At 69.2% G+C, this 13671-nt stretch carries 13 protein-coding genes and 1 other RNA gene; 12 read left to right on the top strand and 2 right to left on the bottom strand.

The features are described 5' to 3' along the window. Positions 1–130: 130 nt before the first annotated feature. Positions 131–934 carry an SIMPL domain-containing protein gene (locus BrevBR_RS10990; protein ID WP_332640096.1) on the top strand — a complete coding sequence of 268 codons (804 nt, stop codon included), beginning with the start codon at positions 131–133 and terminating at the stop codon, positions 932–934. A gap of 206 nt (positions 935–1140) precedes the next feature. Here the strand turns inward: BrevBR_RS10990 and BrevBR_RS10985 are convergent, their stop codons facing one another. Both BrevBR_RS10985 and panD read right to left on the bottom strand, forming a co-directional pair. After that, entirely contained in the window at positions 1141–1413 is a 273-nt protein-coding gene (locus BrevBR_RS10985; protein ID WP_332640097.1) for a hypothetical protein, read from the bottom strand. 43 nt (positions 1414–1456) lie between these two features. Beyond that, a complete protein-coding gene (gene panD, locus BrevBR_RS10980; protein WP_340000966.1) occupies positions 1457–1813 on the bottom strand; it encodes an aspartate 1-decarboxylase in 357 nt (118 codons plus the stop codon). A gap of 222 nt (positions 1814–2035) precedes the next feature. On the opposite strand from panD, the gene sppA reads away from it, so the two are divergent. The 11 genes from sppA (at position 2036) to mraY (ending at position 13583) form a co-directional block, all read left to right on the top strand. Next, positions 2036–3817 (top strand): signal peptide peptidase SppA, encoded by a 1782-nt coding sequence (gene sppA / locus BrevBR_RS10975; protein ID WP_340000965.1) that lies wholly within the window; start codon positions 2036–2038, stop codon positions 3815–3817. 117 nt (positions 3818–3934) lie between these two features. Further along, on the top strand, positions 3935–4255 hold the full coding sequence (locus tag BrevBR_RS10970) for a hypothetical protein (RefSeq protein ID WP_332640100.1): 321 nt from the start codon (positions 3935–3937) through the stop codon (positions 4253–4255). After that, positions 4256–5014, top strand: a complete 759-nt coding sequence (locus tag BrevBR_RS10965; protein ID WP_445214757.1) for an N-acetylmuramoyl-L-alanine amidase — start codon at positions 4256–4258, stop codon at positions 5012–5014. A gap of 370 nt (positions 5015–5384) precedes the next feature. Further along, positions 5385–5763, top strand: an RNA gene (gene rnpB, locus BrevBR_RS10960) — RNase P RNA component class A. A gap of 336 nt (positions 5764–6099) precedes the next feature. Then, positions 6100–6549 (top strand): division/cell wall cluster transcriptional repressor MraZ, encoded by a 450-nt coding sequence (locus BrevBR_RS10955; protein ID WP_332640101.1) that lies wholly within the window; start codon positions 6100–6102, stop codon positions 6547–6549. After that, complete coding sequence (gene rsmH, locus BrevBR_RS10950; protein ID WP_340000964.1) at positions 6546–7496, top strand: 16S rRNA (cytosine(1402)-N(4))-methyltransferase RsmH; 951 nt, start codon at positions 6546–6548, stop codon at positions 7494–7496. The genes BrevBR_RS10955 and rsmH overlap by 4 nt, the downstream gene beginning before the upstream one ends. After that, entirely contained in the window at positions 7493–7894 is a 402-nt protein-coding gene (gene ftsL / locus BrevBR_RS10945) for a cell division protein FtsL (protein WP_332640103.1), read from the top strand. The genes rsmH and ftsL overlap by 4 nt, the downstream gene beginning before the upstream one ends. Further along, positions 7891–9624, top strand: a complete 1734-nt coding sequence (locus BrevBR_RS10940) for a peptidoglycan D,D-transpeptidase FtsI family protein (RefSeq protein ID WP_332640104.1) — start codon at positions 7891–7893, stop codon at positions 9622–9624. The genes ftsL and BrevBR_RS10940 overlap by 4 nt, the downstream gene beginning before the upstream one ends. Continuing rightward, a complete protein-coding gene (locus BrevBR_RS10935) occupies positions 9621–11081 on the top strand; it encodes a UDP-N-acetylmuramoyl-L-alanyl-D-glutamate--2,6-diaminopimelate ligase (RefSeq protein WP_340000963.1) in 1461 nt (486 codons plus the stop codon). The genes BrevBR_RS10940 and BrevBR_RS10935 overlap by 4 nt, the downstream gene beginning before the upstream one ends. Further along, positions 11074–12474 carry a UDP-N-acetylmuramoyl-tripeptide--D-alanyl-D-alanine ligase gene (locus BrevBR_RS10930; RefSeq protein ID WP_340000962.1) on the top strand — a complete coding sequence of 467 codons (1401 nt, stop codon included), beginning with the start codon at positions 11074–11076 and terminating at the stop codon, positions 12472–12474. Before BrevBR_RS10935 ends, BrevBR_RS10930 begins: the two co-directional genes overlap by 8 nt. Further along, the gene (gene mraY, locus BrevBR_RS10925; protein ID WP_332640107.1) at positions 12474–13583 is read left to right on the top strand and encodes a phospho-N-acetylmuramoyl-pentapeptide-transferase; all 1110 of its coding nucleotides are present in this window, start codon (positions 12474–12476) and stop codon (positions 13581–13583) included. Before BrevBR_RS10930 ends, mraY begins: the two co-directional genes overlap by 1 nt. Positions 13584–13671 lie beyond the last annotated feature (88 nt).

The following is a 13671-nucleotide window of genomic DNA, read 5'->3' as shown; positions in this document are numbered from 1 at the left end:
TTTCACGCCGATGAACGGAAACTGCCAAGGGTACGCAGGCGTTCATTCAGCGGCCAATGGTCAAGGTGCGGCCATGGTCGTCGCCCACCTTCGGACGAACGGCCCCATCCCTTCCAGGAGTTCTGACGCCATGAACCGTCCCGCAGCCACCGCAGCCGCCGCGCCCGCCGGCCTGTCCAATCGCCTGCTGCTGATGAGCGGCGCGGTGATGGCCGCCGCCGCCCTGTTCGCCGCGCCCGCCGCCCGGGCCCAGTCGCAGCCCGACGGCGGCGCGCCGATGGTCATCCACGCCGTGGCCGATCGCCCGGCGCTGAACCTGTCGGCCTATGGCGAGGTCAAGACCGCGCCGGACATGGCCACCATCAGCTTCGGCGTCGTCACCGAGGCGACCACCGCCGCCGAGGCCATGCGGCTGAACGCGGCGCGGATGAACGAGGTGATGGCCGCCCTGCGCCGCGCCGGGATCGCCGAGCGCGACGTCCAGACCTCCGGGCTGAACCTGTCGGCCCAGTACGACTACGTCCAGAACGAGCCGCCCCGGCTGCGCGGCTATCAGGCCAACAACCGGGTGACGGTGATCATCAATGATCTGGACGCCGTCGGCACGACCGCCGACGCCGTGGTCGCCGCGGGCGTCAACCAGATCGACGGAATCTCGTTCGGCCTCAAGGACCCGACCTCAGCCGAGAATCAGGCCCGGCAGATCGCCGTGCGCAACCTGCAGTCCAAGGCGTCGCTGTACGCCCAGGCGCTGGGCGTGCAACTGGGCGGCATCCGGTCGCTGTCGGAAGGCGGCGGCTACGCCCCGCGCCCGCCGGTGCTGCAGTACGCCCGCGCCGAGATGGCCATGGACTCGGCCGGCTCGACGCCGGTCGCCGCCGGCGAGCTGACGGTGCGGATCGACATCACCGGGGTCTACGATCTGGTGAGGTAGGCTGAAGTGGCTGGTGGCTGGTGGCTAGTGGCTAGTGGCTAGTGGCTAGTGGCTAGTGGCTAGTTAGCAGGGTGCTGCGGTCGTGGCCTCAGTTCCAGAAAAAACGAAAGGCCCCGGATCCGCTCCGGGGCCTTTTTCTGGTTCGGTCGATGAGAGAGCTCGACTAGCCACTAGCCACTAGCCACTAGCCACCAGCCACCAGCCACTCAGCGCGAGCGCAGCAGCATCAGCCCGACGCCGACGTTCAGGCCGTAGCAGATGCCCAGTACGGCCAGGGCGGTGACCGGGCCGTCGTTCATGACGAACGTCGGCAGGCTCCATGGCAGGCCGAGGATCATGGCGGGCAGGAAGGACACCATCCCGTCCGTCAGGCCCAGGGCGCGCAGGCCCGCGGGCGTGGCCATCATCAGCGCGATCGCGCCCGCGACGACATAGAGGCCGAACAGGGCCCACTGAACCCACTGGATCGTACGCGCCATGGCATGCTCCCTGACGACAGGGAATGCCCCGAAGGGCTCGCCGTCAAGCCGCGCGCTTGATGTCGTTGCGGTCGTCCAGCAGCACCACGGTCGGGGACCACTGGCGGGCTTCTTCCTGCGGCGCCTGGCCGTAGGTGACGATGATGACCTTGTCGTTCTTCTGCACCAGACGGGCGGCGGCGCCGTTGACGCCGATGACGCGCGAACCGCGCGGGGCCTCGATGGCGTAGGTGGTGAAACGCGCGCCGTTGGTGATGTTCAGAACATCGACCTGCTCGTGCGGGAAGATGCCCGCCGCATCCAGCAGATCGGCGTCGATGGCGATCGAGCCTTCGTAGTCGAGGTCGGCCTGGGTCACCGTCGCGCGGTGAAGCTTGGCCTTCATCAGGGTGACCAGCATGGGGAGTGCGGTCCGGAAGTGACGCGGGGCGATAGGCCCCCGCTCGCAGACCGCTCATATAGGGGTTCGCACGGCGGTCATCAATCGCCGTCGTTGCGCCGCACCATCCGATGCTGCGGCGCATTCGCCCGTTACGCGACGTTCATTTGACCGCAAGCCCCGCCGCCCTATGGTCGTATGGAGGCCATGACCCGGCCCGTGCTCCGGACCACGTCCCAGCCCATGAAGCAGTTCTTTCTGACCGTGCTCGGCGTCTTCGCCGGGCTGTTCCTCTTCCTGATCGTGGTGCCGTTCATCCTGATCACCGTGGCCATCAGTTCGGCCAGTTCGAAGGAGCCGACGCCCTCGAACACGGTGCTGGAACTGGATCTGCGGGAGGGGATCACCGACCAGACGCCGACGAATCCGTTCGCCGTGTTCGGCGGCGGGGGGCTGTCTACCCTGCAGGTCGTGGACGTTCTGGCCCAGGCCGAGACGGACAACCGGGTCAAGGCGCTGCTGATCCGCCTGCCGGAAGGCGGCATCACCCCCGCCGCGGCCGACGAGATCCGTCAGGCGGTGCGCCGCTTCCGCCGCTCGGGCAAGGTCGTCATCGCCCACAGCCAGGGCTTCCAGCCGGTCGGCACCGCGGTTTCCAGCTATATGATCGGCGCCTCGGCGTCCGAGCTGTGGATGCAGAACACGGCCAGCTTCCAACTGGCGGGCTTCTCGGCCGACGGAGTCTTCCTGGGCCGGGCCTTCGACAAATACGGCGTCAACGCCCAGTTCGAGCAACGCTACGAGTACAAGAACGCCGTCAACGAATTCACCGAGAGCGACTTCACCCCGGCCCACCGCGAGGCGATGACGGCGTGGATGACCTCGATCTACGCCTCGTCGCTGGCCAATGCGGCGCAGGACCGGAAGGTCACGCCGCAGGCGCTGCGGGCGACCATCGAGGCCGGGCCGTATTCGTCCGTTGACGCCCGTCGGCTGCGCCTGATCGACAAGATCGGCCAGGTCGAGGAAGCCGAGGCCGAGGCGAAGCGCCGCGCCGGCCGCGGGGCCGAGATCATGGAATTCAGCGACTACGCCTCGTCGAAGGGCGAGCGCGCGGGCACGGGCCGCAACGCCATCGCCATCGTCGGCGGCGAGGGCGCGATCAACACCGGCACCGGCGGCGGGGCCGATCCGTTCGGCGGCGGCGCTTCGATCATGTCCGACGACCTGGCCGAGGCCATCCACGACGCGATCGAGGATGACGCGGTCAAGGCCATCGTCTTCCGCGTCTCGTCGCCGGGCGGCTCGCCCGAGGCCTCGGAGCAGATCCTGGCGGCGGTGCGCGCGGCGAAGGCGGCGGGCAAGCCGGTGGTTGTGTCGATGGGCGACTACGCCGCGTCGGGCGGCTACTGGATCAGTTCGGAAGCCAACTGGATCGTGGCCCAGCCCACGACCCTGACGGGCTCGATCGGCGTGTTCGGCGGCAAGTTCGTGGTGGCAGACGCCCTGGGCCGGTTCGGCGTCGACATGCGCAACCTGTCGGTCGGCGGCGGCTATGCTGACGCCTTCTCTCCCTCGCAGGACTTCACCCCGGCCCAGCGGGCGGCCTTCGCGGCCCAGATCGACCGGACCTATGAGGAGTTCATCAGCCGCGTCTCGACCGGCCGGCGTCTGCCGCCCGCCCGGGTTCGCGAGATCGCGCGAGGCCGCGTCTGGACCGGGGCGCAGGCCAAGGCTATCGGCCTGGTCGACCAGTTGGGCGGCCTCGAGGAAGCCATCGCCAAGGCGCGCGAACTGGCCCGCATTCCGGCCGACGAGTCGGTGCGCTTCAAACGCTATCCGACGCCGGAATCGCCGTTCGAGGCCATCTCCGACATCTTCGGCGTCTCGGGCGAGGCCGCGCGGGTCCTGATCGGCATCGGCGGGGTCATGAACGACCCGGCCGCAGAGGCGACCGTTCGCCGCATCCAGACCGAGCGCGCCCGCGCCTCCGGCGCGTCCGTGCTGGCGGATCAGCCGTACTAGCCCCCGACCAGGAATGCCGGAACACTCGCCTGTGAAGAGGCCGGTCATTGACCGTTCACCCTGGCGGACCGACATTGAGGGTTCGGCGTTGTTCACAGCGTCAGTGAAGGTGAAGTCATGACCCAGTCCGACCGTCTGATCTTCGGCCCCGGCGCCCGTCGTCCGGCCAATGGTCTGCTGGCGTCGGTGCTCTGGCTCGGCGGCGTGGTCGCGACCGTGGTCGCCATGGCGGTCGGCGCCGTTCTGGCCGTCTTCACCGCCGCCGCGGTGGCCGTGATCGCGCTGTTCGCCGCCGTGCTGGTCTTCTTCGCGGGCCTGGCCCTGGGCGCCCGCCGCAAGGTCACCGTCCGCGCCCGCCGCGCCGACGATGTCATCGAGGCCCGCAAGGTCGACGGCGCCTGGGTCGCCTACGGCTGGGAGCGGCCGGGCGGCCGCTAGGTGTTGGTCGTCAAGGACGCGCCGTCCCCCAATTTCGACAACCGCCGGGCCCCGCCCGACATGCTGGTGCTGCACTACACCGGCATGAAGACGGCGCGCGAGGCGATCGAGCGGCTGCAGGACCCGGACGCCCGGGTTTCAGCCCACTATGTCGTCAAGGAGAATGGCGCGATCCTGCGCCTCGTGCACGAGGAGCGCCGCGCCTGGCACGCCGGCAAGGGCGTATGGCAGGGCGAGACCGACTGCAACGCCGCCTCCATCGGCATCGAGATCGTCAATCCGGGGCATGAATTCGGCTATCGCGACTTTCCCGACGCCCAGATCGACGCGGTGGTCAGTCTGGTCTCGGACATCCGGACGCGGTGGACCATCCCTGACGCCCGGATCATCGGCCATTCGGACCTGGCGCCCGAGCGGAAACAGGATCCCGGCGAGCGCTTCCCGTGGAAGCGGTTGGCCTCGGTGGGCCACGGCCTGTGGTTCGAACCGGCGCCGGAGCGGACGGCGGCGCTGGGCGCGCCGCTGGGCGTCGGCGACGAGGGGCTGGGCGTGGTGGTGTTGCGCGCCGGCCTGCACCGGCTGGGCTATGGCCTGGCGCCGGGCGGAGACTATGACGAGGCGACCAGGCTGACCGTCGAGGCCTTCCAGCGCCACTGGCGGCCGGGGAGGGTGGACGGGATCGCCGACGGCGAGACGCGGGCGACCCTGATGGGCGTGCTTCAGCTGGCCACGGCGGAGAGCGTGACCGGCGTCATCTGAGCCCGGTCCGCGTCTAGAGCCACGACGACAGAACGGCGGCGACGGAGCCCCGCCCCGGACCCCGGCCGCGGTTTTGCCGATGGAAGGTCATGGCGTCGTTAACCGTAAAAAACGGTCCGGTTCTGCTGCTTTTCCCGGAAATGAAATATTTGCCGTTAACCCAAACAAGTTTGAGGCGGCGGTTAACCAAATTCGACTTGTTGCGGAATGTATTGCCCATTGAAACAAATCCTCTGATCTGTTTTCGGTGCCCGACGTTCGCGTAGTATACTGTAGTTATTTTAGGCGGCAACCGCGCCAGATCATTTCCGAAGAGCCGGGGCGGGGTCGTCAATTGACCTCCTCCCGGTTTGAGCCCATCTGTCCCTCGTCAGACGGCCGGGCGGTCGCGGCGGGGGCTATGCTCTCGTCGAGGAAAGTCCGGGCTCCACGGTGAAAAGGCGGCGGGTAACTCCCGCCCGGGGCGACCCGAGGGATAGCGCCACAGAAAGCAAACCGCCTGCCCCTCGGGGCAGGGAAGGGTGAAAGGGTGGGGTAAGAGCCCACCGCGTGCCTGGCAACAGGGACGGCATGGCAAGCCCCGCCTGGAGCAAGACCGAATAGGGACGCCGCGCGGTTTCGGCCGCAGGGTTCATCGCCCGAGGCGTCCGGGTAGGTCGCGAGAACCGGTCAGCAATGGCCGGTCCAGAGGAATGATCGTCGCCGCCCTCAGGGCGGAACAGAACCCGGCTTACAGGCCGTCTGACATTACTTTTTTTTGGGCCTACGCTCGCCGCGCGGCGGCTCGCTGCTTGAGCCCGGCCCCTCCATCACGGCGCAAAAGGCGCCGCGCCGGCTGGGGAGGAGACCGTCGTTTACCGGTTAACCCCGTCGCCCGGATTGCGGCGCAGGATCGGTCCACAGCCTGTCTATACTTTGCGTGTTCTATGTATGTTCTCGCCGTTACAGCGTTTGCGGCTCCTGTGGAGGTTAACTTCCGTCAACTAATCCCATTGAGACCCAGTTGATCCCATGCTATCCCATTCACTCTGAGGGTGTTCACGGGCAGAGGGGCGGATCGCGAGGTCCGAGTTTGGGGCAAGGGCGTGTTTCTCTCGACCTATGAGAAACAGTTGGACGGCAAGCGACGCCTGCTGATCCCGCAGGAGTTCCGCACCGCCGACAACGGCGCCGAGCACGGCGTCTTCTGCTTCTTCTCCATGGCCTCGGACTGTCTCGAGGCTGGCGGCGACAAGCTGATGGCCGAATACGTCGCGCGTATCGAGGCCCTGCCGTTCGGCAGCGACCGGCGCACGGCGCTTGAAGAGACCTTCTACGCCGGCCAGCGCCCGCTCTCATACGACGGCGGCGGCCGCATCACCCTGCCGGAAAGCCTGTGTCAGGACGCCGGACTGGGCGAGGACGTGGTCATCGTCGGCCTGGGGCCGCGCTTCCAGATCTGGGATCGGGCCCGCTGGAACGCCCGCCGCGACGCGCGCCGAGCCCTGGCCCGTCAGGTCATGCTGGGCGAAGATGCGAACGGGGAGGGTGGATGAGCCCGCACGCCCCCGTCCTGCTGGATGAAGTGATCGACGCCCTGGCTCCCGGGCCCGGCGACGTGATCATCGACGCCACCTTCGGCGCCGGCGGCTACACCCGCGCCATTCTGGCGACCGGGGCGACGGTGATCGGGCTGGACCGCGATCCCACCGTGCAGTCGTACGCCGACGCCGTGGCCAATGACTATCCCGGCAAATTCCGGCTGATCCGCACGCCCTTCTCGGACCTGGCCGACGCCTTCGCACAAACGGGCGAGGCGAGGCTGGATGGCGTCGTCTTCGACATCGGCGTGTCGTCCATGCAGCTGGATCAGGCCGAGCGCGGCTTCTCCTTCATGCGCGACGGGCCGCTGGACATGCGCATGGGCGACGAGGGCGAGACCGCCGCGGACATCGTCAACACCTGGGACCACGGGCCGATGGCCCATATCTTCAAGCTCTACGGCGACGAGCGCCAGTCGGGCCGGGTCGCCACGGCCATCCTGCGCCGCCGTGTGGAGAAGCCGTTCGAGCGGACGCTGGATCTGGCCGCCGTGGTCGAGAAGGCGCTGGGCGGGCGGCGCGGCGCGGCCATCCATCCCGCCACCCGGGTGTTTCAGGCCCTGCGCATCGCTGTGAATGACGAACTGGGCGAACTGCGCGCCGGGCTGGAGGCCGCCGAGGCGACGCTGGCGCCGGGCGGGCGGCTGGTCGTGGTCACCTTCCATTCGCTTGAGGACCGGATCGTCAAGGCGTTCCTGACCGAGCGGACCGGCAATGCGCCGGGCGGTTCGCGTCACGCCCCCGTCGCGATCGAGACCCGCAAGCCAAGCTTCACCCTGTCGTTCAAGGGCGCGCGCGAGGCTGGAGAGGCGGAGCTGGCGTCCAATCCGCGGGCGCGGTCGGCCAGGCTGCGCGCCGCCGTGCGCACTGATGCGGCTCCCTGGGGGAGGATCGCCGCATGACTTCGGCCGTCGCCGCCCTGAACCGGCTGTACGCGTGGAAGATCCGCGGGGTCCGCTGGGTCGAGATCATCGGCGTCATGCTGGTCGCGGCCATGGTGTTCTCGGTCTATCTGGCCAAGGCCGCCGCCGCCCGCGAGAGCGCGCGCATCACCGATCTGGAACGCCAGATCACCGACAACGGCCAGCGGGTGCGCCTGCTGCGCGCCGAGGTGGCGCGTCTGGAACAGCCGGGGCGGCTGGAGGCCCTGTCGCGGGGCGCCGGTCTGGGCCCGGTCGACGTCCACCGTCAGGCGACGGAGGCCAGCCTGCCGACGCTGGTGGCCGTGCCCGCATCGCCCCCGGCCGCTCCGGTCGCGCCGGTCGAGGCCGCAACGCCTGCCGCGGAGCCCGTGCGATGAGCGTGCACGATCCGCTCGCCGGAGGGCGTCCGGTCCAGTACGGCGTCCGGCGCTACATGCCGTCGTGGCGCTGGCTGGCCGAGGCCATGTGGTGGGTCGAGCATTCGTTCGGCCGCGCCCACGCCGACGCCCGGCCCGAGGAAGACACCCGCGTCCGCATCTTCGTCATCCTGTCCCTGTTCTCGGCGGTGTTCGTCTGTCTGGCGGTGGGCGCGGCCCATGCGGCCTTGCTGACCGAAAAGGGCGGGGTCGGCTTCCAGACCCATCCGAACGCCGTGGTCCGGGCCGACATGGTCGACCGCAACGGCGCCCTGCTGGCGACCAACATCACCCACTACGGCCTCTATATCGATCCGGCCGAGGTCTGGGACCGCAGAGCGGCGGCGGCGCAGATCAAGCGCGCCCTGCCGCGCGTGTCGATGGCCAGGCTGAACCGGGTGATGAACGGCGACCGGCGCCTGCTGGTGATCAACCGTCTGACCCCGCAGGAGAAGGTGGCGGTCCATGGTCTGGCACTGGGCGGCGTGACCTTCGAGCCCGAGGATGTGCGGGTCTATCCGCTGGGCCAGTCGGCACGGCACGTGGTCGGCAATGTCGACACGGGCGGGGTCGGCCTGTCCGCCGCCGAACGGGCCTTCAACGATGAGATCCGGGCGGCCGGCGCGCGCGGGGAGACCTTCCAGGTCTCCATCGACCTGCGCATCCAGGGCATTCTCGAGAATGAGCTGGCCGCCGCCGCCGCCGAGTCCCAGGCCAAGGGGGCGGTCGGCATCATCACCGACGTCCAGACCGGCGAGGTCCTGGGCATGGCCAGCTGGCCGGGCTCGAACTCGCGCAACCTGGCCTCGGCCGCGACCTACGAGATGGGGTCGGTGTTCAAGACCTTCACCGTCGCCGCCGCCATCGACACCGGCCGGGCCGACATGAACACCCTGCTGGACGCCTCGGAGGCGCTGCAGATCGGCAATCGACGGATCACCGACTTCCACGCCACCAACAAGGTGCTGACGTTGGAGGAGGTCTATCTGCACTCGTCCAACATCGGCACCTCGCGCCTGTCGACCGAGATGGGGCCGCGCGTGATGCGCGACTATTTCCAGCGTTTCGGCCTGATGTCGCGGGCGCCGTTCGAGATCGCGTCCGAGACGCCGATCATCCCGCGCGAATGGTCGGACTCGACCCTGGCGTCGCTGTCGTTCGGCTACGGCATCTCGATCACCCCGCTGCAGATGGCGGCGGCGATGCAGGCCCTGACCAACGGCGGCCGCTACATCCCCCTGACCCTGCGCAAGGGCGGGCGGCCTGACGTACAGGCGCGGCAGGTGATCTCGCCCGAGACGTCCCTGACCATGCTGGACCTGATGCGCCGCAACGTCGTGCGCGGCTCGGGCGGCCGGGCCGAGGCGCCGGGCCTGCGCGTCGGCGGCAAGACGGGCTCGGCCAACAAGTCGGTCAACGGCCGCTATTCGACGGCGCATGCGGTCGGCACCTTCGCCGGCGTCTTCCCGGCCGACGGTCCGGTGAACGCGCGCCGCTATCAGATCCTGGTCCTGATCGACGAGCCCCAGACCTATCCGCGCACCGGCGGCTTTGTCGCCGCCCCGGCGGTGGGCCGGATCGCCGACCGGATCGCGCCCTTCCTGAACGTCCAGCGCCGCGCCGACCCCTACCGCACCGCCGTCGGCGACAAGATTCCGGCGTTCGAAGACCTCGAAGGCGACGGCCGATGAGCGCCGCGCCGATCAAGCTGTCGGAACTGCTGCGCCGCGAGGTGTCGGCGGATCCGGTCATCACAGGGGTGACCGCGGACAGCCGCAAGGTCGCGCCGGGCTCGCTGTTCGTGGCCCTGCCGGGCAGCGCCGCCGACGGCCGCGCCTTCATTCCGCAGGCCCTGTCGCAGGGCGCCGCCGCCGTGCTGGCCCCGGTCGACACCGACGCGGCCATGGCCCCGGTGCTGGTCACCTCGGGCGACGTGCGCCGCGCCTACGCCATCGCGGCGCGCAGCTTCTACGGCGCCCAGCCGGCGACCTGCGTCGCCGTGACGGGCACGAACGGCAAGACCTCGGTCGCCGCCTTCTGCCGCCAGATCTGGGCCGCCCTCGGCCTTCATTCCGCGAGCATGGGGACCCTTGGGGTTTTGGCCCAGTCGGGTAACGTTAATCGCGAGTTGACGGGGCCCGGCCTGACCAGCCCCGACGCCGCCGACGCCGCCCGCATGCTGGCCGATCTGGCCGCCGGGGGCGTGACCCATCTGGCGCTGGAGGCCTCGTCGCACGGCATCGACCAGCGCCGCATCGACGGAGTCACGCTGAAGGCCGCGGCCTTCACCAATCTGAGCCAGGACCACCTCGACTATCACGGCGACATGGAAGCTTACCGCGCCGCCAAGCTGCGGCTGTTCGAAACCCTGCTGCCGCGCGGCCGGACGGCGGTGCTGAACGCGGACTCGGAGGCCTATTCCAGCTTCGCCGCCGCCTCGATCATGTCGGGGCTGGGGGTCATGGGCGTGGGCGAGCGGGGGCGGGACCTGTCGCTGGTGGCGCGTGAGGCCACGCCGGAGGGCCAGCGCCTGACCATCGACGCGCGCGGGACGATGTACGAGGTGATGCTGCCGCTGGCGGGCGCGTTCCAGGCCTCGAACGCCCTGGTGGCGGCCGGCCTGTGCATCGCCGCCGGGGAGACGCCCGAGCGCGTGCTGGCCGGGCTGGAGAAGATCACCGGCGCCCAGGGCCGGCTGCAGCGCATTCCCGGTCCCGGAAAGGGCGAGGTCTATGTCGACTACGCCCATACGCCCGACGGGCTGGAGACGGTTCTGAAGGCGCTGCGCCCGCATGCGACCGGTCGGCTGATCGTGGTCTTCGGCGCCGGCGGCGACCGGGACAAGGGCAAGCGGCCGCTGATGGGCGCGATCGCGGGCCGTCTGGCCGACGTCGCCATCGTCACCGACGACAATCCCCGCTCGGAAGACCCGGCCGCGATCCGCAAGGCGGTGCGCGAGGGCTGCCCGAAGGCGCAGGAGATCGGCGACCGACGCGTCGCTATTCAACAGGCCATCGCCATGATGGGCGACGGGGATGTGGTGGTCATCGCCGGAAAAGGGCATGAGCAGGGACAGATCATCGGCGGGACGACTCATCCCTTCGATGACGCAACCGTCGCCGCCGAAGCCCTTCGCCTCCATGCCTGACACCGTTCCGCTCTGGACCTCCGCCGAAATCGAAGCCGCGACCCGCGGCCGCCTGTCCGGGCCCGCCTTCGAGGCGACCGGCATCACCTACAACAGCCGCGAAATCGTGCCGGGCGACCTGTTCCTGGCGCTGAAGGGCGCGCGGGACGGACATGAGTTTGCGGCCTCGGCCTTCGCCGCGGGGGCGGCGGGCGCGATCACCGAACACCCGGTCGAGGGCGGGCCCTCGGTCGTCGTCGCCGACACCCTGCGCGCGCTGGAGGCCCTCGGCGTTGCGTCGCGTGAACGCAGCCCGCAGGTCCGTCGCGGCGCCGTCACCGGCTCGGTCGGCAAGACCAGCGTGACCCAGGCGGTCAAGGCGGGCCTCGATCTGGCGGGACCGGCCCACGCCTCGATCAAGAGCTACAACAACCATATCGGCGTGCCGCTGACCCTCGCCAGAATGCCGCGTTCGACCGAGCGGGCGGTGTTCGAGATCGGCATGAACGCCCCCGGCGAGATCGCGCCCCTGTCGAAGATGGTCCGGCCCCACGCCGCCTGCGTCACCACCGTCGGCCCGGTCCATATCGAGGCCTTCGCCGACGGCGAGGCGGGGGTGGCGGCCGAGAAGGCTGCGATCTTCGAAGGTCTGGCCCCCGACGGCGTGGCGGTGCTGAACGGCGATGTCGGCTATGCGGTCGTGCTGGACGCCGCCGCGCGCAAGGCGGGGGCGCGGCGGATGACGTTCGGCGCAACCGCGGGTCACGATGCGCGGCTGATCGATTTCGAGCCGATTCCGGGCGGCGCGCGGGTCAGGGCGGAGCTGTTCGGCAAGACGATCGATTTCACGCTCGGCCAGTCGGGCTTCCACTGGGGTCTGAACAGCCTGTGCGTCCTCCTGATGCTGGATGCGCTGGACGTGCCGCTGGAGACGGCGCTGACCGCGCTGAGGGATTTCCAGCCGCTGGCCGGCCGGGGGCAGACGACGGCGGTGGCGGCGCCAGGCGGCGCCTTCACCCTGATCGACGAGAGCTACAACGCCAATCCGCTGTCGATGGCCGCAGGCTTCCGCAGCCTCGGCGCCAGACCGGTCGCGGCCGGCGGACGGCGGGTCGTGGTGTTGAGCGACATGCTGGAGCTGGGCGACCAGTCGCGCGCCCTGCACGAGGGTCTGGCCGGGCCGATCGCCGCCGCCGGGCTGGATCTGGTCCATACGGCCGGGCCGGAGATGAAGCGGCTGCATGACGTCCTGCCGGCGGCCCGCCGGGGCCTGTGGCGCGAGACCGCCGCCGAACTGGCCGCCGAGGCCGCGGCTCTGGTTGCGCCCGGCGACGTGATCATGGTCAAGGGATCGAACGGGTCGAAGGCGTCGCTGGTCGCCAAAGCTCTAGCTGCCTTGGGAGGGGCCGCCTGATGTTTTATCTGCTGTATCTCCACTACGCCGACATCGCCCAGGACTATCCGCTGCTGAATCTGGTCCAGTACCAGACGGTGCGGGTGGCGCTGGCCATGGCCACGGCCATGTTCGTCTCGGTCGCCATGGGCAGCCGGTTCATCGCCTGGATGCGGCTCAAACAGGGCAAGGGCCAGCCGATCCGCTCGGACGGGCCGGTCTCGCATCTGTCCAAGGTCGGCACGCCGACCATGGGCGGTCTTATGATCCTCGCCGGCATCGCGGTGGCGGTGCTGCTGTGGGGCGACCTGACCAATCCCTATATCTGGATCGTCAGCTTCGTAACGGCGGCCTTCGGGGTGCTGGGCTTCATCGACGACTACGCCAAGGTGACGAAACAGACCTCGGCCGGGCTGACGTCGAAGCAGAAGCTGGTGGCCCAGATCATCGTCTCGGTCGTCGCCGGGGTGATGACGGTGCTGTGGATGACGGCGTCGCCGACCACGCCCAACCTCGAGACCTCGATCGCCTTCCCCTTCTTCAAGGCCGTGCTGCTGAACGTGGGCTGGTTCTACGTCCTGTTCGCGGCCTTCACCCTGGTGGGGTTCTCGAACGCGGTGAACCTGACCGACGGGCTGGACGGGCTGGCCATCGTACCGGTGATGATGGCGTCGGCGGCGTTCGGCATTATCGCCTACCTGGTCGGCAACTTCATCTTCTCGGACTATCTGGGCGTCCACCATGTGCCGGGCGCGGGCGAGCTTGCGATCTTCTGCTCGGCCATCATCGGCGCGGGCACGGGCTTCCTCTGGTACAACGCCCCGCCGGCCAAGATCTTCATGGGCGACACCGGTTCGCTGGCCCTGGGCGGAGCGCTGGGCGCCATCGCCGTGGCCACCAAGCATGAGCTGGTGCTGGGCATCGTCGGCGGCCTGTTCGTCATCGAGGCCGCCTCGGTCATGATCCAGGTCGCCTATTTCAAGGCTACGAAGAAGCGCATCTTCCTGATGGCGCCCATCCACCACCATTTCGAAAAGATGGGCTGGCCGGAGTCGACGGTGGTGATCCGGTTCTGGATCGTCTCGGCCATGCTGGCCCTGGCCGGTCTGGCCACCCTGAAGCTGCGGTGACCAGCAATACTCTTTCTCGACCGTCACCCTCGGGCTTGACCCGAGGGTCAGACCTTGCCCGTGAGCGGTGGTTCGCGGTTGAGCCGGG

It is taken from the genome of Brevundimonas sp. BR2-1 (genome assembly GCF_037626195.1).
GTDB lineage: Bacteria > Pseudomonadota > Alphaproteobacteria > Caulobacterales > Caulobacteraceae > Brevundimonas.
The sequence above is the reverse complement of the archived record's forward strand: the minus strand, read 5'-3'. Positions and strand labels throughout refer to the sequence as shown.

Bases quoted from the DNA above. Each gene is read 5' to 3' on its own strand.
- BrevBR_RS10930 (WP_340000962.1), top strand. From the start codon at position 11,074: ATGCCTGACACCGTTCCGCTCTGGACCTCCGCCGAAATCGAAGCCGCG.
- BrevBR_RS10940 (WP_332640104.1), top strand. From the start codon at position 7,891: ATGAGCGTGCACGATCCGCTCGCCGGAGGGCGTCCGGTCCAGTACGGC.
- sppA (WP_340000965.1), top strand. From the start codon at position 2,036: ATGAAGCAGTTCTTTCTGACCGTGCTCGGCGTCTTCGCCGGGCTGTTC.
- panD (WP_340000966.1), bottom strand. From the start codon at position 1,813: ATGCTGGTCACCCTGATGAAGGCCAAGCTTCACCGCGCGACGGTGACC.
- BrevBR_RS10970 (WP_332640100.1), top strand. From the start codon at position 3,935: ATGACCCAGTCCGACCGTCTGATCTTCGGCCCCGGCGCCCGTCGTCCG.
- BrevBR_RS10935 (WP_340000963.1), top strand. From the start codon at position 9,621: ATGAGCGCCGCGCCGATCAAGCTGTCGGAACTGCTGCGCCGCGAGGTG.
- BrevBR_RS10990 (WP_332640096.1), top strand. From the start codon at position 131: ATGAACCGTCCCGCAGCCACCGCAGCCGCCGCGCCCGCCGGCCTGTCC.
- mraY (WP_332640107.1), top strand. From the start codon at position 12,474: ATGTTTTATCTGCTGTATCTCCACTACGCCGACATCGCCCAGGACTAT.
- BrevBR_RS10985 (WP_332640097.1), bottom strand. From the start codon at position 1,413: ATGGCGCGTACGATCCAGTGGGTTCAGTGGGCCCTGTTCGGCCTCTAT.
- ftsL (WP_332640103.1), top strand. From the start codon at position 7,493: ATGACTTCGGCCGTCGCCGCCCTGAACCGGCTGTACGCGTGGAAGATC.
- rsmH (WP_340000964.1), top strand. From the start codon at position 6,546: ATGAGCCCGCACGCCCCCGTCCTGCTGGATGAAGTGATCGACGCCCTG.